The sequence below is a fragment of the Streptomyces sp. NPDC043176 genome (assembly GCF_056436715.1).
This window is the reverse complement of record NZ_JBWKCA010000014.1, coordinates 177,715-194,339: the sequence shown is the minus strand read 5'-3', so window position 1 is coordinate 194,339 and position 16,625 is coordinate 177,715. Positions and strand designations below refer to the sequence as shown.

General features: G+C 73.0%; 14 protein-coding genes. 12 read left to right on the top strand and 2 right to left on the bottom strand.

All coding sequences use genetic code 11. The features are described from left to right. Positions 1 to 144: 144 nt before the first annotated feature. The 6 genes from AC067A_RS23675 (at position 145) to AC067A_RS23650 (ending at position 6,731) form a co-directional block, all read left to right on the top strand. Positions 145 to 1,143, top strand: coding sequence for an ABC transporter permease (locus tag AC067A_RS23675; RefSeq protein ID WP_033204495.1), 999 nt, complete (start codon positions 145 to 147; stop codon positions 1,141 to 1,143). After that, positions 1,140 to 2,243 (top strand): ABC transporter ATP-binding protein, encoded by a 1,104-nt coding sequence (locus AC067A_RS23670; protein ID WP_479244455.1) that lies wholly within the window; start codon positions 1,140 to 1,142, stop codon positions 2,241 to 2,243. The genes AC067A_RS23675 and AC067A_RS23670 overlap by 4 nt, the downstream gene beginning before the upstream one ends. An 8-nt stretch (positions 2,244 to 2,251) precedes the next feature. Next, positions 2,252 to 3,292: an ABC transporter ATP-binding protein gene (locus AC067A_RS23665; protein ID WP_479244454.1), complete on the top strand. Its 1,041-nt coding sequence runs from the start codon at positions 2,252 to 2,254 to the stop codon at positions 3,290 to 3,292. Positions 3,293 to 3,388: 96 nt separating this feature from the next. Then, positions 3,389 to 4,066, top strand: coding sequence for a trimeric intracellular cation channel family protein (locus tag AC067A_RS23660; RefSeq protein WP_479244453.1), 678 nt, complete (start codon positions 3,389 to 3,391; stop codon positions 4,064 to 4,066). A 41-nt stretch (positions 4,067 to 4,107) separates the two neighbouring features. Continuing rightward, a complete protein-coding gene (locus tag AC067A_RS23655; RefSeq protein ID WP_479244467.1) occupies positions 4,108 to 4,977 on the top strand; it encodes a thioesterase family protein in 870 nt (289 codons plus the stop codon). A 590-nt stretch (positions 4,978 to 5,567) separates the two neighbouring features. Further along, positions 5,568 to 6,731, top strand: coding sequence for a cysteine desulfurase family protein (locus AC067A_RS23650; RefSeq protein WP_479244452.1), 1,164 nt, complete (start codon positions 5,568 to 5,570; stop codon positions 6,729 to 6,731). Here the strand turns inward: AC067A_RS23650 and AC067A_RS23645 are convergent. Next, positions 6,724 to 7,392, bottom strand: a complete 669-nt coding sequence (locus AC067A_RS23645; protein ID WP_479244451.1) for an N-acetylmuramoyl-L-alanine amidase — start codon at positions 7,390 to 7,392, stop codon at positions 6,724 to 6,726. The genes AC067A_RS23650 and AC067A_RS23645 overlap by 8 nt on opposite strands. 61 nt (positions 7,393 to 7,453) lie before the next feature. Between AC067A_RS23645 and mnmA the strand changes: the two genes are divergently transcribed. After that, on the top strand, positions 7,454 to 8,581 hold the full coding sequence (gene mnmA, locus AC067A_RS23640) for a tRNA 2-thiouridine(34) synthase MnmA (protein ID WP_479244450.1): 1,128 nt from the start codon (positions 7,454 to 7,456) through the stop codon (positions 8,579 to 8,581). A gap of 207 nt (positions 8,582 to 8,788) precedes the next feature. Here mnmA and AC067A_RS23635 read toward each other — a convergent pair whose 3' ends face one another. After that, complete coding sequence (locus AC067A_RS23635) at positions 8,789 to 9,601, bottom strand: alpha/beta fold hydrolase (RefSeq protein WP_479244449.1); 813 nt, start codon at positions 9,599 to 9,601, stop codon at positions 8,789 to 8,791. A 98-nt stretch (positions 9,602 to 9,699) separates the two neighbouring features. Here AC067A_RS23635 and AC067A_RS23630 point away from each other — a divergent pair, with 98 nt between their 5' ends. The 5 genes from AC067A_RS23630 to AC067A_RS23610 all read left to right on the top strand — a co-directional run bounded on the left by AC067A_RS23630 (position 9,700) and on the right by AC067A_RS23610 (position 16,569). After that, positions 9,700 to 10,239 carry an LOG family protein gene (locus AC067A_RS23630; protein WP_479244448.1) on the top strand — a complete coding sequence of 180 codons (540 nt, stop codon included), beginning with the start codon at positions 9,700 to 9,702 and terminating at the stop codon, positions 10,237 to 10,239. Between the two features lie 7 nt (positions 10,240 to 10,246). Beyond that, complete coding sequence (locus AC067A_RS23625) at positions 10,247 to 10,945, top strand: SDR family oxidoreductase (protein WP_479244447.1); 699 nt, start codon at positions 10,247 to 10,249, stop codon at positions 10,943 to 10,945. A 2-nt stretch (positions 10,946 to 10,947) separates the two neighbouring features. Then, positions 10,948 to 11,988: a methionine synthase gene (locus tag AC067A_RS23620; protein WP_479244446.1), complete on the top strand. Its 1,041-nt coding sequence runs from the start codon at positions 10,948 to 10,950 to the stop codon at positions 11,986 to 11,988. A 32-nt stretch (positions 11,989 to 12,020) separates the two neighbouring features. Beyond that, positions 12,021 to 14,201 (top strand): NAD-dependent DNA ligase LigA, encoded by a 2,181-nt coding sequence (gene ligA / locus AC067A_RS23615; RefSeq protein ID WP_479244445.1) that lies wholly within the window; start codon positions 12,021 to 12,023, stop codon positions 14,199 to 14,201. A gap of 253 nt (positions 14,202 to 14,454) precedes the next feature. Continuing rightward, entirely contained in the window at positions 14,455 to 16,569 is a 2,115-nt protein-coding gene (locus AC067A_RS23610) for a putative bifunctional diguanylate cyclase/phosphodiesterase (RefSeq protein WP_479244444.1), read from the top strand. Positions 16,570 to 16,625: the final 56 nt, after the last annotated feature.

Sequence of the window (16,625 nt, the reverse complement as noted above, 5' to 3'; positions counted from 1 at the left end):
TAACAGGCTTCCCCGGTCGTCTAAAATTAAGCCCCCCGCCACCCCGCCCCCCCCACCCCCCGCAACCCCCTAGGGCCTGTTCGGGGCGGGGGGGGGGGGGGGGGCCCCCGCCGGGGCCCCCCCGCCCGCCGACCGGCCGACCGCATGCTTGCATACATAATCCGACGGCTCTTCGCAGTCGTCGTGATGCTGCTCGTCGTCACGCTCGTGACGCTCAGCATCTTCTTCCTCATCCCCAAGATGACCGGCAGCGACCCTGCCGCGATGTTCGTCGGCAAGCAGGCGGATCCGGCTTCCATCGAGGCCGTCCGGCAGAAGCTGGGCCTGGACGAGCCGATCCTGGTGCAGTTCTGGCACTTCGTCTCCGGCATCTTCGTCGGCCGGGACTACACCGGCGGCGGCGACACGATCCACTGTGCCGCGCCGTGCTTCGGCTACTCGTTCCGCACCGAGCAGGACGTCTCGACGATGCTCGTCGACGCCTTCCCGGTCACCCTCTCCATGGTCATCGGTGCCGCCGTGCTGTGGCTGGTGCTCGGCGTCTCCACCGGTGTCGTCTCCGCGCTCAAGCGGGGCACGATCATCGACCGCGCGGCGATGATCACCGCGCTGGCCGGCGTCTCGCTCCCGATCTTCTTCACCGCCATGCTGGCGATGCTCGTCTTCCGCACCCAGCTGGGCTGGCTCAACGCCTCGTACGTGCCGATCTCCGAGTCCTTCGGCGGCTGGTTCGGCGGTCTGCTCCTGCCCTGGGTCACCCTCGCCTTCCTGTACGCGGCGATGTACGCGCGACTCACCCGCGCCACCATGCTGGAGGTCCTCGGCGAGGACTACATCCGCACCGCCCGGGCCAAGGGCCTGCCGGAGCCCGTCGTGCTCGGCAAGCACGCCATGCGCTCCACCATGACCCCGATCCTGACCATCTTCGGCATGGACCTCGGCGCCCTCGTCGGCGGCGCGATCCTGACGGAGACCGCGTTCAGCCTCCACGGCCTCGGCGGCCTCGCCATCAAGGGCGTCAGCGAGCGCGACCTTCCGCTGATCCTGGCCGTCACCCTCATCACCGCCGCGTGCGTCGTCATCGCGAACCTCGTGGTGGACCTGCTGTACGCGGTGATCGACCCCCGAGTGAGGCTCGCATGACGGACAAGCTGACGAAGACGGGCGCGGCGGTGGGAGAGCCCGTCGCCACCGGCTCCGCACCCTCCGACGCCTTCCTCGACGTGCGCGACCTGAAGATCCACTTCCCGACCGACGACGGTCTGGTCAAGTCGGTCGACGGGCTCAGCTTCCAGCTGGAGAAGGGCAAGACCCTCGGCATCGTGGGCGAGTCCGGCTCCGGCAAGTCGGTCACCTCGCTCGGCATCATGGGTCTGCACACCGTCGGCCAGTACGGCCGCCAGAAGGCCCGGATCTCCGGCGAGATCTGGCTGAACGGCCGCGAGCTGCTCTCCGCGGACCCGGACGAGGTCCGCCGGATGCGCGGCCGCGAGATGGCGATGATCTTCCAGGACCCGCTGTCCGCGATGCACCCGTACTACTCGGTCGGCAACCAGATCGTGGAGGCGTACCGCATCCACAACGACGTCGACAAGAAGACGGCGAAGAGGCGGGCCGTCGAACTCCTCGACCGGGTCGGCATCCCCGAGCCCGCCAAGCGGTTCGACAACTACCCGCACGAGTTCTCCGGCGGTATGCGCCAGCGCGCGATGATCGCCATGGCGCTCGTCAACAACCCCGAGCTCCTCATCGCCGACGAGCCCACCACGGCGCTCGACGTCACCGTGCAGGCGCAGATCCTCGACCTGATGCGGGACCTCCAGCAGGAGTTCGGCTCAGCGGTCGTCATCATCACCCACGACCTCGGCGTCGTCGCCGAGCTCGCCGACGACATCCTCGTCATGTACGGCGGCCGCTGCGTCGAGCGCGGGCCGGCCGAGTCCGTCTTCTACGAGCCGCAGCACCCCTACACCTGGGGCCTGCTCGGCTCGATGCCGAGGATCGACCGCGATCAGACCGAGCGGCTCATCCCGGTCAAGGGCAACCCGCCCAGCCTCATCAACATCCCGAGCGGCTGCGCCTTCAACCCCCGCTGCCCGTACGCGGACGTCCCCAAGGGCGGCATCACGCGCACCCGGCGACCGGAGCTGACGCCGGCCGGGGACCGCCACTTCTCGGCGTGCCACATGCCGCAGGAGGAGCGGACCCGCATCTGGACCGAAGAGATTGCGCCGAAACTGTGAGCGACAACATGGAACCTCTGCTCAAGGTCAGCGGCCTGAAGAAGCACTTCCCCATCAAGAAGGGGCTTCTCCAGCGCCAGACCGGCGCGGTCAAGGCGGTCGACGGGATCGACTTCGAGGTCTACCCCGGTGAGACCCTCGGCGTCGTCGGCGAGTCCGGCTGCGGCAAGTCCACGATGGGCCGGCTCATCACCCGGCTCCTCGAACCCACGGACGGCACCGTCGAGTTCCTGGGCAAGGACATCTCCCACCTCGGCGTCGCGGGCATGCGCCCGTTCCGCCGGGACATCCAGATGATCTTCCAGGACCCGTACGGCTCGCTGAACCCGCGCCACACGGTCGGCACGATCGTCTCCGCGCCCTTCAAGCTCCAGGGCGTCGAGCCCGAGGGCGGCGTGAAGAAGGAGGTCCAGCGCCTCCTCGGCCTCGTCGGCCTCAACCCCGAGCACTACAACCGCTACCCGCACGAGTTCTCCGGCGGCCAGCGCCAGCGCATCGGCATCGCCCGCGCGCTCGCCCTCAAGCCGAAGCTCGTCGTCGCGGACGAGCCCGTCTCCGCCCTGGACGTCTCCATCCAGGCGCAGGTGGTCAACCTCCTGGACGACCTCCAGCAGGAGCTCGGCCTCACGTACGTGATCATCGCGCACGACCTCTCGGTCATCCGGCACGTCTCGGACCGCATCGCCGTCATGTACCTCGGCAAGATCGTCGAGCTCGCGGACCGCAAGTCGCTGTACGAGAACCCCATGCACCCGTACACCCGCGCCCTCATGTCGGCGGTCCCGATCCCGGACCCCCGCCGCCGCGGCGCCAAGAACGAGCGCATCCTCCTCACCGGCGACGTCCCCTCCCCGATCGCCCCGCCGCCCGGCTGCCGCTTCAACACCCGGTGCTGGAAGGCGACCGACCTCTGCCGGACCCAGGAGCCCCCGCTCGTCGAACTCCGCCCCGGTCAGCGGGTGGCCTGCCACCACCCCGAGAACGCCGAATCGCTCCCCATCCCCGCGGCCCGCGAGTCCCTCGAGGCCGGCGAGACCCCCAAGGCGTGACCCGAAGGCCCCTGCCGCCCCGCGGCCAGGGGCCTTCGCCGTTCCCCCACGAGGCCCGGAGCGGGAGGACGTGGGGACAAGCGTGACAATGGGCGCGTGCTCCACGATCTGTTCAGCCCCGACGTCCAGCACGCCCTGGACCTCGTCGGCATCTTCGTCTTCGCCATCTCCGGCGCCCTCCTCGCCGTCCGCAAGAACTTCGACGTCTTCGGCATAGCCGTCCTCGCGGAGGTCACCGCCCTCGGCGGCGGCCTCTTCCGGGACCTGATCATCGGTGCGGTGCCGCCCGCCGCGTTCACGGACCTCGGGTACTTCCTGATGCCGCTGATCGCCGCGGTGCTGGTGTTCTTCCTGCACCCGGAGGTCGAACGCACGCAGACCGCGGTGAACGTGTTCGACGCGGCCGGTCTGGGGCTGTTCTGCGTGACGGGGACGACGAAGGCGTACGACTACGGGCTCGGTCTGACGTCGTCGGCGGCCCTGGGCCTGGCGACGGCCGTCGGCGGCGGTGTGCTGCGCGACGTGCTGGCGAACGAGGTGCCGTCGCTGCTCCGCTGGGACCGTGACCTGTACGCCGTGCCGGCGATCGTCGGGGCCACGATGGTGGTGCTCTGCATCCGGTTCGACATGCTGAACGCCTTCACCAGCGGCGCGGCCGTCCTGACCGCCTTCGTGCTGCGGCTGTTCGCGATGCGCTACCACTGGCGGGCGCCGAGGGCCTGGAACCGCCGGTCGTCCGCGCGCGAGGAGCCGGAAAAAGCTACCGCTCAGTAATTACCTGCGGTACCGTCGATCGCATGAGCACGAGCACCGAGATGAGCACCGAGACGCGCGCCGAGGCGAGCACGCCGTCGACCGCCGTCGCGACCGGCGAGTTCGACCGCGACACCGCCGTCACCCTCCGGGAACCCGGCGTCTACGACGCGGACCTCTCCGCCGGCTGGACGATCATCCACGCCGTCAACGGCGGCTACCTCCTCGCCCTGCTCGGCCGCGCCCTCGGCGACCACCTCCCGCACCCCGACCCGTTCACGATCTCGGCGCACTATCTGACGCCGTCCGTGCCCGGCCCGGCGGTGATCCGCACGGAGACCGTCCGCACGGGCCGGTCGCTCTCCACCGGCCAGGCGTCGCTCTTCCAGTACGCCGAGGACGGCACCGAGGTGGAACGCATCCGCGTCCTCGCCTCGTACGGAGACCTCGACGCCCTCCCGGACGACGTCCGCACCACCGCGACGCCCCCGGCGATGGCCGCGATCGAGAACTGCTTCAGCGCCGCCGACAACCCGGCCCCCCGGATCCCCGGCTCGTCCGCCATCGCCGACCGCCTCGACCTCCGCCTCGACCCCTCCTGCGTCGGCTGGGCCGTCGGCGCCCCGTCCGGCAAGGGCGAGATGAGGGCGTGGTTCGGCCTCGCCGACGGCCGCGAGCCCGACGCGCTGTCCCTGCTGCTCACCGTCGACGCCCTGCCGCCGACCTCCTTCGAGCTGGGCCTCAAGGGCTGGACCCCGACCGTCGAGCTCACCACCCACGTCCGCTGCCGCCCGGCCCCCGGCCCGCTGCGCGTCTCGATCACGACCCGCAACCTCGCCGGCGGCTTCCTCGAAGAGGACGCCGAGGTCTGGGACAGCGCCGACCGCCTCGTCGCCCAGTCCCGCCAACTCGCCCGCGCCCCCCGCGACTGACACCCACACCGGCGCGGACCCGGCGCGGACCCGACACCGAGGGCCCGCGCCCGCGGCGCGTGCCCGCGCCTGCGTGGCTCGGGTCCGCGGTGCACGCCTCCCGCGCCCACCCCGCGTGGTCCCTGCCCGCGGTGCGTGCCTCCGCCCGCGATGCGTGCACCCCGCCCGCCCCGCGTGGTCCCCGCCCGCGATGCGCCCCCGCGCCCGTGCCGAGGGGCCCCTGCTGCCCCCCCGTGTAGGCAATCGTCCTGCTGGGGCGGGACGGGTGGGCACACGGGACGGCGCCCCCTGCCGGGCCCAGGCTTCCGCGCCTGAGCCCGCACCCCGTGCGCGCCGCCCGAGGAGGCATCCCGAGCGCCGCGCCTGAGCCCGCACCCCGAGCGCGCCGTCCGAGGAGGCACCCCGAGCGCCGCGCCTGAGCCCGCACCCCGCGCGAGCCGCCCGAGCAGGCACCCCGAGCGCGGGCCCCCAGGGGCTCCCCGGCGCCGCGCCCCAGAAGGCACCCGGAGGGGCCCCGCGACGAGGCACGCCCGCGCCCCCGCGAGGGCCACGCCGACCCCGACGCGACGGGCTCGTAGAATCGACCCACCATGGCTTACCTCGACCACGCCGCGACCACGCCCATGCTGCCCGAGGCGATCGAGGCGATGACCGCCCAGCTCGCCGTCGCGGGCAACGCCTCCTCCCTGCACGCCGCCGGCCGACGGGCCAGGCGGACCGTCGAGGAAGGCCGCGAGACGCTCGCCGCGGCGCTCGGCGCGCGACCGAGCGAGGTCGTGTTCACCTCGGGCGGCACGGAGGCCGACAACCTCGCCGTGAAGGGCCTGTACTGGGCCCGCCGCGACGCCGACCCCCGCCGCACCCGCGTCCTGGCCAGCCCCGTGGAGCACCACGCCGTGCTCGACGCCGTCGACTGGCTCGCCACGCACGAGGGCGCCGACGTGGAGTACCTGCCCGTCGACCGGCACGGCCGGGTGCATCCCGAGGCGCTGCGCGAAGCGATCGCCCGCGACCCGGGCTCGGTCGCCCTCGCCACCGTCATGTGGGCCAACAACGAGATCGGCACCGTCATGCCGGTCCGCGAACTCGCCGACGTGGCCGCCGAGTTCGACGTGCCGCTGCACGCGGACGCCGTCCAGGCCGTCGGCCAGGTCCCGGTCGACTTCGCCGCGTCGGGCCTCGCCGCCATGACCGTGTCCGGCCACAAGATCGGCGGCCCCTACGGCATCGGCGCGCTGCTCCTGGGCCGCGAGCACACCCCCGTACCCGTGCTGCACGGCGGCGGCCAGGAGCGGCACGTCCGCTCCGGCACCCTCGACGTGCCGGCGGTCGCCGCCTTCGCGGTCGCGGCCCGGCTCGCCACCGAGCGGCGCGCGGAGTTCGCCCACGAGGTGGGCGCCCTGCGGGACGAGCTCGTCGCCGCGGTCCGCGCGATCGTGCCCGACGCCGTCCTCGGCGGCGACCCCGTCGAGCGGCTGCCCGCCAACGCGCACTTCACCTTCCCGGGCTGCGAGGGCGACTCCCTGCTCCTGCTGCTCGACGCCGCCGGCATCGCCTGCTCCACCGGCTCCGCCTGCACCGCCGGCATCGCCCAGCCCAGCCACGTGCTCCTCGCCACCGGCACCGACCCGGACCTCGCCCGCGGCACCCTGCGCTTCTCGCTCGGCCACACCTCCACCCAGGAGGACGTGGCCGCCGTCGCCGGGGCGATCGGCCCGGCCGTGGAGCGCGCCCGGACCGCCGGCCTCACGTGACCGTCTTCGACGCCTCGCGCACGAGCCGCAGATAGCGGTCCCAGTCCCAGTGCGGCCCGGGGTCGGTGTGGTCCGTGCCCTCGACCTCCACGTGCCCGATGATGTGCTCCCGGTCCACGGGTATCCCGTACCGGGCGCATATCCCGGCCGTCAGCCGCGCGGACGACGCGTACATCGCGGCCGTGAAGCCCCGCGGGCGGTCGACGAAGCCCTCGTGCTCGATGCCGATGCTCCGCTCGTTCATGTCGCGGTTGCCGGCGTGGAAGGCGACGTCGAGCTCCCGGATCATCTGCGCCACGTGCCCGTCCTTGCGGACGACGTAGTGGGCGGCGGCTCCGTGCCCCGGGTTCTTGAAGACCTTCAGGGCGGTCGCGTAACTGCCCTGGACGACATGGATCACGACCCGGTCGATCCGGTAGTCGTCCGGCCGGTCGGCCCGGCGCCAGTTCGCCCGCGCCGCCGCCGTCCACTCGGCGCCCTTGTGGTCGAGCGCGCCGTCGACCCGCTTCTTCTCCATCCCGGGCAGCCGCCACCAGAAACGCGCGAGGTCGTCCCGGGCCAGCGCGGCGACACCGACCACCGCGGCACCGCCGCCGAGCAGCACCGCCCGCCGCCCCACCCGCCTGCCGGACCCGTCCGACCCTTCGTCCTTGCTCCCCATGCCCCAGAGAACGCTTGCTCCCGCGTCCCCGGTTCCCGGCTGCCCGTACCCTGGTAGGGCTATGACTCAGACTCCGCCCCCGCGCCCCCTTCGTGTCCTCGCCGCCATGTCGGGCGGAGTGGACTCCGCCGTCGCCGCCGCCCGTGCCGCCGAGGCGGGCCACGACGTCACCGGCGTGCACCTCGCCCTCTCCGCGAACCCGCAGTCCTTCCGCACCGGAGCCCGCGGCTGCTGCACGATCGAGGACTCGCGCGACGCGCGCCGGGCGGCCGACGTCATCGGCATCCCCTTCTACGTGTGGGACCTGGCCGAGCGGTTCCGCGAGGACGTCGTCGACGACTTCGTCGCGGAGTACGAGGCCGGCCGCACGCCCAACCCCTGCCTGCGCTGCAACGAGAAGATCAAGTTCGCGGCGCTGCTCGACAAGGCGCTCGCACTCGGCTTCGACGCGGTCTGCACCGGTCACTACGCCACCGTCGTCCTGAACGAGGACGGCACCCGCGAGCTGCACCGGGCCTCCGACATGGCCAAGGACCAGTCGTACGTCCTCGGGGTGCTGGACGAGAAGCAGCTGGCGCACGCGATGTTCCCGCTGGGCGACACGCTCACCACCAAGGAGGAGATCCGGGCCGAGGCCGAGCGGCGCGGACTCGCGGTCGCGAAGAAGCCCGACAGCCACGACATCTGCTTCATCGCCGACGGCGACACGCAGGGCTTCCTCGCCTCCCGCCTCGGCAAGGCGGAGGGCGACATCGTCGACGAGGCCGGCACGAGGGTCGGCACCCACGAGGGCGCGTACGGTTTCACGATCGGCCAGCGCAAGGGCCTGCGGATCGGCCACCCGGCCGCGGACGGCAAGCCCCGCTACGTCCTCGACATCTCGCCCGTGAACAACACCGTCACGGTCGGCCCCGCCGAGGCCCTCGACGTCACCGCCCTGACCGCGATCAAGCCCCGCTGGTGCGGCACCGCCCCGGACGGCCCGGGCCGCTACACCGCGCAGCTCCGCGCCCACGGCGGCGAGACGCCGGTGGACGCGGTGATGGAGGACGGCGAGCTGAAGGTCACCTTCGACGAGCCCGTCCGCGGCGTCGCCCCGGGCCAGGCGATCGTCCTCTACGACGGCACCCGCGTCGTCGGCTCCGCCACCATCGCCACCACCGTCCGCCGCACGCCGACCCCGGCGTGACCCCCTGAGCCCACCGCCCGGCACGGCCGGGCGGCCGTCTCACGCCCGCCCGGCGCCCGGCCCCTACCCGTCCGGTGTCCGTCCGGTGCTTGGCCCATGCCCGTCCGGCCGGCCGGCGCCGGACGGTCCTGCGCCCTCACCGTCTCCGGACCGGTGCCGGAGGGCCCTACACCGCCCCTAACGTCTTCCGGTCAGCGCCGGACGTCCCTACACCGCCCCCGCCGCCTCGCGGTCCTCGCAGAGGAACTCCTCCACGACCGGGGCCAGGACGTGCGGCGCCACCTCGTGCGTCTGGCCCGTCAGGGTGCGGTGCCGGGCGCGGGGGAGCGCCGCGGTCAGGGCGCGCGCGGCCTGACGGGTCCCGGCCGGGCTGGCGCCGCCGTCGACCACCAGCACGCGCGCGTGGACGCGGGCGAGGCTCCGCTCGGGAAGCGTCCCGTCACCGAGGACGGCGAGGTCGTACGCGAGGGTGCGGGCCGGATCGGCGACGCCGGGCCGCAGCTGTGTCACCCCGGACGGCAGCCCCGCCGACCCCGCCGCGTCCGCCAGGAACAGGTCGAGCGCCGCCGCCCGCCGTCCCTGGCCGAGGAGCGCGGCCACCCGGCGCCGGCGTTCCCGCTCCTCCGCCGAGTACGGCGGCTCGTACACCGACACCGGCCCCGCCGAAACCCCGGCGGCCGCCGCCGCGAGCGCCAGCGCTCCCCCCGTGCCCGCCCCGTGCAGGGCCGCCCCGGCCCCCGCCACCCCGACGACCGCCGCCAGGTCCTCGATCTCCCGTTCCACCGCGTACGGCCCGGTGTCGCCGCTCGCGCCGCGACCCCTCCGGTCGTACGCCACGACCGAGAAGCGCCCGGCGAGCAGCCCGCCCAGCACCCGCTCGCCCGCGGCCGTGCCCAGCGCGCCGCTCACCAGGACGAGCGGCGGCCCGTCGGCGCCGTACCTCTCGTACGCGATCGGCGTCCCGTCCCGTGACGTGACCCGCCCCCGGACCCTGTTCGGCATGGTGCTCTCCTCGTCCATGGCAGGGCAGACCGGGGGCGTCACCGGAACTCATCGCCGGGAGGCGGGATTTCCCCGAGGAAATCGGAAACCCCTGGTCGGGGCCTACGGTGGAGGCCATGAACATCTGCGTCTTCCTCTCCGCCGCCGACCTCGACGAGCGCTACACGGCCCCCGCCCGCGACTTCGCCCGCCTCCTCGGCAAGTCCGGCCACACCCTCGTCTGGGGCGGCTCCGACACCGGCCTCATGAAGGTCGTCGCGGACGGCGTCCAGGAGGGCGGCGGCAGGCTCGTCGGCGTGTCCGTCGACTTCCTCGCCCACAAGGCCCGCCCCGACGCGGACGAGATGGTCGTCGCCGGGGACCTGGCCGCCCGCAAGGCCCTGCTGCTCGCCAAGTCCGACGCGATCGTCGTCATGGTCGGCGGCACCGGCACCCTCGACGAGGCCACCGAGATCCTGGAGCTCAAGAAGCACGGCAAGCACACCAAGCCGGTCGTCCTGCTCAACACGGCCGGCTTCTACGACGGCCTGAAGACGCAGTTCCACCGCATGGAGGCCGAGGGCTTCCTCCCGCTGCCCCTCACCGACCTCGTCTTCTTCGCGGACGACGGCCCGACCGCCCTCGCCCACCTGGAGGAGAACATCGCCTCCCGCTGATGCGAGCATGGTGACCATGGCTACTCATGTGATCACCGGAGCCGGTTCCGGCATCGGCGCCGCCGTCGCGCGCCGGCTGCACGCGCGCGGGGACGAACTCGTGCTGCACGCGCGCGACGCGGGGCGGGCGAAGGAGCTCGCCGGGCAGTTCCCCGGGGCGCGGACGCTGGTCGGCGACCTCGCCGACCCGGACCGGCTGTCGTGGGCGTTCTCGCACCAGACGATGCCCGAGCGGGTGGACACCCTGCTGCACATCGCGGGGGTCGTGGACCTCGGCCCCATCGGCGACCTGACGCCGAAGACCTGGCACCACCAGCTCAACGTCAACCTGGTCGCCCCGGCGGAGCTGACCCGGCACATGCTGCCCCAGCTGCGGGTCTCGCAGGGGCACGTCGTCTTCGTGAACTCGGGCGCGGGGCTCAACGCGCACGGTGAGTGGGGCGCTTACGCCGCCTCGAAGCACGGCCTGAAGGCCCTCGCGGACGCCCTGCGCCACGAGGAGCACGCGAACGGCGTCCGGGTCACGTCCGTCTATCCGGGGCGGACCGCCAGCCCGATGCAGGCGAAGGTGCACCAACAGGAGGGCAAGGAGTACGACCCCTCGAAGTGGATCGACCCCGAGTCCGTCGCGACGGCGATCCTGACCGCGATCGACCTGCCGAGGGACGCCGAGATCAACGACCTCACCGTCCGTCCGGGGCGGTAGACATGAGCGCGACGACAGACACGACGGACGGCGGCGCGACGGACATGGACGACACGAGGTTCTGGGGCCCGGCCACCGGCGTCGGGTCCCTGCCCGGCGGTGACGCCCGCGAGGCGGCGAGGGCCGCCACCGGATCCTTCGAGGACTTCCCGTTCCTCCCCGAGCTTCCCGCCCGCGGCCCGGGCGCCGACATGATCGGCCGCACCATCGGGATGCTCGTCGACCTCTACGCGCACGTGGAGCCCAGCGGCTGGCGGATCAGCGACCGGCCCGGACGCGACACCAAGCGCGCCCGCTCCTGGCTCGGCGAGGACCTGGACGCCCTGGAGGAGTTCACCCAGGGGTACGAGGGCCCGCTCAAGGTGCAGGCCGTGGGGCCGTGGACGCTCGCCGCCGCCCTGGAACTGCGGGGCGGGGAGGCCGCCCTGGGCGACGCGGGCGCCTGCCGCGACCTCGTCGGCTCCCTCGCCGAGGGACTCCACGGCCACCTCACGGAGCTGCGCAAGCGCGTCCCGGGGGCCCGGCTCGTCCTCCAGCTCGACGAGCCCTCGCTCACCGCCGTGCTGCGCGGCCACGTCCGTACGGCCAGCGGCTACCGGACCTACCGGGCCGTCGACCGCCAGGTCGTGGAGAGCGCCCTGCGGGACGTGGTCGCCGTCCACGACGGGCCGGTCGTCGTCCACTCCTGCGCCCCCGACGTGCCGTTCGCGCTGCTCCGGCGGTCCGGGGTCGCCGGCGTCTCGTTCGACTTCGGGCTGCTCACCGAACGTGACGAGGAGTCGATCGGCGAGGCCGTGGAGGCGGGGACGAAGCTCTTCGCCGGTGTGGTGCCGGCCACCGATACGGCATTGTCGGACCCGGGCGGTAGCGTCATGGGTGTCAGGACGCTGTGGCGCAGGCTGGGGCTGAATCCGGGGACTCTCGCCGAGTCCGTGGTCGTCACCCCCACGTGCGGGCTCGCGGGCGCGTCGCCCGCCTACGCCCGCGCGGCGCTCGCCCACTGCGCCCGGGCGGCGAGATCGCTCGCGGACAACCCAGAGTGACCGGGTTTCGAGGTACGGGAGGACGGACGAAGGTGGCAGTCGAACAGGGGGCCCCGCCCGCCGAGGCACGGGAGAAGCACGCCGACCTCGCCGAGCAGGTCGAGGAGCACCGCTTCCGGTACTACGTGAGGGACCAGCCGGTCATCAGCGACGGCGAGTTCGACAGGCTCCTGCGCGCGCTCGAAGCGCTGGAGGAGGAGTACCCGGAGCTGCGGACGCCCGACTCGCCGACCCAGAAGGTCGCGGGGCAGTACGAGACGGAGTTCACCTCCGTGGAGCACCGGGAGCGCATGCTCTCCCTGGACAACGCCTTCGACGACGAGGAGTTGGCCACCTGGGCCGAGCGGGTCGCGCGGGACGTCGGCACCCCCGACTTCCACTACTTGTGCGAGCTCAAGGTCGACGGCCTCGCGGTCAACCTCACGTACGAGCACGGGCGGCTGACCCGGGCCGCCACCCGCGGCGACGGCCGCGCCGGCGAGGACATCACGCCCAACGTGCGGACGATCGCCGACATCCCGGAGCGGCTGCGCGGCGACCGGATCCCCGAGCTCGTGGAGATCCGCGGCGAGGTCTACTTCCCGATGGAGGCCTTCGAGGGGCTCAACGCCCGTCTGGTGGAGGCCGGCGACAAGCCCTTCGCCAACCCGCGCAACGCGGCGGCCGGTTCGCTCCGCCAGAAGGACCCCAAGGTCACCGCCTCCCGCCCGCTCCACATGGTGGTCCACGGCATCGGCGCCCGCCGGGGCTTCGACATCTCCCGGCTCTCGGAGACGTACGAGCTGCTGCGCGAGTGGGGCCTGCCCACCGCCCGGCACAACAAGGTGGTCGGCTCGCTCGCCGACGTGCGCGAGTTCATCGCGTACTTCGGGGAGAACCGTCACTCCGTGGAGCACGAGATCGACGGCGTCGTCGTCAAGCTCGACGAGATCCCGCTCCAGGGCCGGCTGGGCTCCACGGCCCGCGCCCCGCGCTGGGCGATCGCCTGGAAGTACGCGCCGGAAGAGGTCAACACCAGGCTGGTCGACATCAAGGTCGGCGTCGGCAGGACCGGGCGCGTCACGCCGTACGCGCAGGTGGAGCCGGTGACGGTAGCCGGCTCCGAGGTCGAGTTCGCCACCCTCCACAACCAGGAGGTGGTGAAGGCCAAGGGCGTCCTCATCGGCGACACGGTCGTGCTCCGCAAGGCCGGCGACGTCATCCCGGAGATCCTCGGTCCGGTCGCCGACCTGCGGGACGGCACCGAGCGCGAGTTCGTGATGCCGGCGACGTGCCCGGAGTGCGACACGCCGTTGAAGCCCATGAAGGAAGGGGACATCGACCTCCGCTGCCCGAACGCCCGGGCCTGCCCGGCCCAGCTGCGCGAGCGGGTCTTCTTCCTGGCCGGCCGCCAGTGCCTGGACATCGAGAGCTTCGGCATGGTGGCCGCGGCGGCGCTGACCCGCCCGCTGGCGCCGACCGAGCCGCCGCTCGTGGACGAGGGCGACCTCTTCGACCTGACCATCGAGCAGTTGCTGCCGATCAGGGCCTACGTCCTCGACCAGAGCAGCGGCCTGCCTAAGCGGGACCCGAAGACCGGCGAGGAGAAGATCGTCACGGTCTTCGCCAACCAGAAGGGCGAGCCGAAGAAGAACGCCCTGGCGATGCTGGAGAACATCGCGGCGGCGAAGACCCGGCCGCTGGCCCGGTTCATCAACGGGCTCTCCATCCGGCACGTGGGGCCCGTCGCGGCCGAGGCGCTGGCCCGCGAGTTCCGCTCCCTGGAGCGGATCGAGCAGGCGAGCGAGGAGGAGTTGGCGGCCGTCGACGGGGTCGGCGGGATCATCGCGGCGGCGGTGAAGCAGTGGTTCTCCGAGGAGTGGCACCGCGAGATCGTGCGCAAGTGGCGCGCCGCCGGGGTCACCCTGGAGGACGAGGGCGCCGGGGAGGACGTGGGGCCGCGTCCGCTGGAAGGCCTCACGGTCGTGGTGACCGGCACCCTGGAGAAGTTCACCAGGGATGGCGCAAAAGAGTCCCTCCAGGGGCTCGGAGCGAAGGTGACCGGTTCCGTTTCGAAGAAGACCGACTTTGTCGTGGTCGGTGAAAACCCTGGTTCGAAGTACGACAAGGCGATGCAGCTGAAGGTTCCGGTTCTGGACGAGGAAGGCTTCTCCGTCCTGCTCGAACAGGGGCCCGAGGCGGCTCGGGAGGCCGCGGTGCCGGTCGCCGAGTAGTCGCCCACCGTCCCGCGAAACGTCACCCGTTCGGCGCATACCAGATCGTTACGGGTGGCCGGGTCGCATTCGGGCAAGACAAGGAGAGCGCTGCCCGTCGGAGCCCTCGGCGGCCTAGGGTGGTGACCGTGCGTCTCGTCCCGCACGGCCGCCCGAGGGTTCTGCCCCGCCGCGCGCCGCCGGACGACGGACGGCCGCTTCACCGCGACCCCGCGCACACCCGACGGCACCGCCGCCTGTGAGAGGGACGGGAATGGAACCGACCGAGAGCGCCGCCCCGGTCCCACGGCCACACGGCCGTGCGGTCACCCCGGGCTCCACCTCCCGGCTGCCCGCAGCCGTGGTGGTCATCGCAGCCGTCGTGCTCGTCGCCGGGCTCCAGCAAGCCCTGAGCACCGGTCACGGACTCTTCCCCGGCGGGATCCCCGGCTGGTCCCTCGCCGTCCTCGCCGGCCTGATCGTCGGCCACCTGGTCGCCCTCGGCCGCGACCGCTGGTGGGGCGGCACCGGCTCCGGCGCCGCCCTCACCCTCGCCGTCCTCCTCCTGTACGGCTGGGTCCCCGCCGGCCTCGTCTCGCTCACCGTCGTCACCCTGGTCGGCGCCGCCCGCCGGCACCGCTGGCGCCAGGGCGTGCTGCACGGCGCCACCGACGTCCTCGGCGTCGCCGCCGCCGCCCTCGTCCTCGGCCTCTTCGGAGACGTACCGACCGTCGAAGAGCCCTGGCAGCCCCTCGACTGGACCATCGGGGACCTCCCGGAAGTCGTCCTCGCCGCCGGCGCCTACCTCCTGGTGACCCGGCTCCTCCTGTGGTACACCCTCGCGCCCCAGGGCCGGGGCCTGCCCACCGTCGCCCGCAGCGCCCTCCTCCGGCAGGGCCTCGTCGCCGTCGCCCTGCTCGGCATCGCCCCGCTCATCTGCGTCGTCGCCGCCACCCGGCCCGTCCTGCTGCCGCTCTTCGCCGTCCCCCTCATCGCCCTCGACTCCACCCTCTGGATCGCCCGCGCCCGCGCCGAGGAACAGCTCCGCGACCCGCTCACCGGACTCCCCAACCGCCAGTGGCTCCTGGAACGGGCCTGGACCGCCCTGGAGGAGGCCGAAGGCCAAGGAGCCCGCGCCGCCCTCGTCCTGATCGACCTCGACCGCTTCCGATCGGTCAACGACACCCTCGGCCACCTCGCGGGCGACCGGCTGCTCCTCCAGATCGCCGAACGGCTCCGCCTCGCGCTGCCCCGCGGCGCCGAGGCCGCGAGACTCGGCGGCGACGAGTTCGCCGTCCTGCTGCCCACCGCCGACTCCACCACCAGCGCCCAGCGGGTCGCCCGCCACCTCGTCGCCGAACTCTCCTCCCCGCTCGACCTCGACGGCCTCACCCTCGTCCTGGAGGCCAGCGCCGGCGTCGCCGTCTTCCCCGACCACGCCCTCGACGCCGAAGGCCTGCTGCGCCGCGCCGACGTCGCCATGTACCAGGCCAAGCGGGACCGCACCGGCGTCGAGGTCTACGAGTCCAAGCGCGACTCCAACACCCCCGACCGGCTCGGCCTCCTCGGCGACCTCCGCCGCGCCCTCGACGCCGGCGAGGTCGAACTCCACTACCAGCCCAAGGTCCGCTTCGACGGCCAGGTCGCCGGCCTCGAAGCGCTCGTCCGCTGGGTCCACCCCGAGCGCGGCAAGGTCCCCCCGGACGAGTTCATCGCCATCGCCGAGTCCTCCGGCCTGATGCCGCACCTCACCGAGTACGTCCTGGAGACCGCGCTCGCCCAGGTCGCCCGCTGGCGCGCCCAGGGCCTCCACGTCCCGGTCGCCGTCAACGTCTCGCCGCGCGACGTCCACACCCCCGGCTTCGCCGGCGCCGTCGCCGCCCGGCTCGCCCGCCACGGCGTCCCGGCCGGCGCCCTGCAGCTGGAGATAACGGAGCACGTCCTCCTGGAGGACCCCCAGCGGGCCGCCGACACGCTCAACGGCCTCACCGGCCACGGCGTCAAGATGTCCCTCGACGACTTCGGCACCGGCTACTCCTCCCTCGTCCACCTGCGCCGGCTGCCCGTCAGCGAACTGAAGATCGACCGCTCCTTCGTCGCCCGGCTCGCCGTCGACACCGAGGACGCCGAGATCGTCCGCTGCACCGTCGACCTCGCCCACTCGCTCGGCCTCCTCGTCGTCGCCGAGGGCGTCGAGGACGACGAGACCTGGGAACGCCTCCGCGACCTGGGCTGCGACGCCGTCCAGGGCTGGCTCGTCGCCGCCGCCATGCCGCCCGTCGAGGCCACCGCCTGGCTCCTCGCCCGCGGCGAACACGGCTGGCGCCGCCCCGCCGACATGGTCGAGCCCGTCGATCTGGACCACCCCTCCGGCCAGGTCGTGCAGTGACCGTTCCCCTCCGGGGGCAAACCGTTTCACGGGCAGCGGTGTCGGCCCCATAGGAT

Coding starts and splice junctions, on each gene's coding strand:
- AC067A_RS23610 (WP_479244444.1), top strand. CDS start 14,455: ATGGAACCGACCGAGAGCGCCGCCCCGGTCCCACGGCCACACGGCCGT.
- AC067A_RS23655 (WP_479244467.1), top strand. CDS start 4,108: ATGAGCACCGAGACGCGCGCCGAGGCGAGCACGCCGTCGACCGCCGTC.
- AC067A_RS23630 (WP_479244448.1), top strand. CDS start 9,700: ATGAACATCTGCGTCTTCCTCTCCGCCGCCGACCTCGACGAGCGCTAC.
- AC067A_RS23675 (WP_033204495.1), top strand. CDS start 145: ATGCTTGCATACATAATCCGACGGCTCTTCGCAGTCGTCGTGATGCTG.
- AC067A_RS23635 (WP_479244449.1), bottom strand. CDS start 9,601: ATGGACGAGGAGAGCACCATGCCGAACAGGGTCCGGGGGCGGGTCACG.
- AC067A_RS23670 (WP_479244455.1), top strand. CDS start 1,140: ATGACGGACAAGCTGACGAAGACGGGCGCGGCGGTGGGAGAGCCCGTC.
- AC067A_RS23625 (WP_479244447.1), top strand. CDS start 10,247: ATGGTGACCATGGCTACTCATGTGATCACCGGAGCCGGTTCCGGCATC.
- AC067A_RS23650 (WP_479244452.1), top strand. CDS start 5,568: ATGGCTTACCTCGACCACGCCGCGACCACGCCCATGCTGCCCGAGGCG.
- mnmA (WP_479244450.1), top strand. CDS start 7,454: ATGACTCAGACTCCGCCCCCGCGCCCCCTTCGTGTCCTCGCCGCCATG.
- AC067A_RS23620 (WP_479244446.1), top strand. CDS start 10,948: ATGAGCGCGACGACAGACACGACGGACGGCGGCGCGACGGACATGGAC.
- AC067A_RS23665 (WP_479244454.1), top strand. CDS start 2,252: ATGGAACCTCTGCTCAAGGTCAGCGGCCTGAAGAAGCACTTCCCCATC.
- AC067A_RS23645 (WP_479244451.1), bottom strand. CDS start 7,392: ATGGGGAGCAAGGACGAAGGGTCGGACGGGTCCGGCAGGCGGGTGGGG.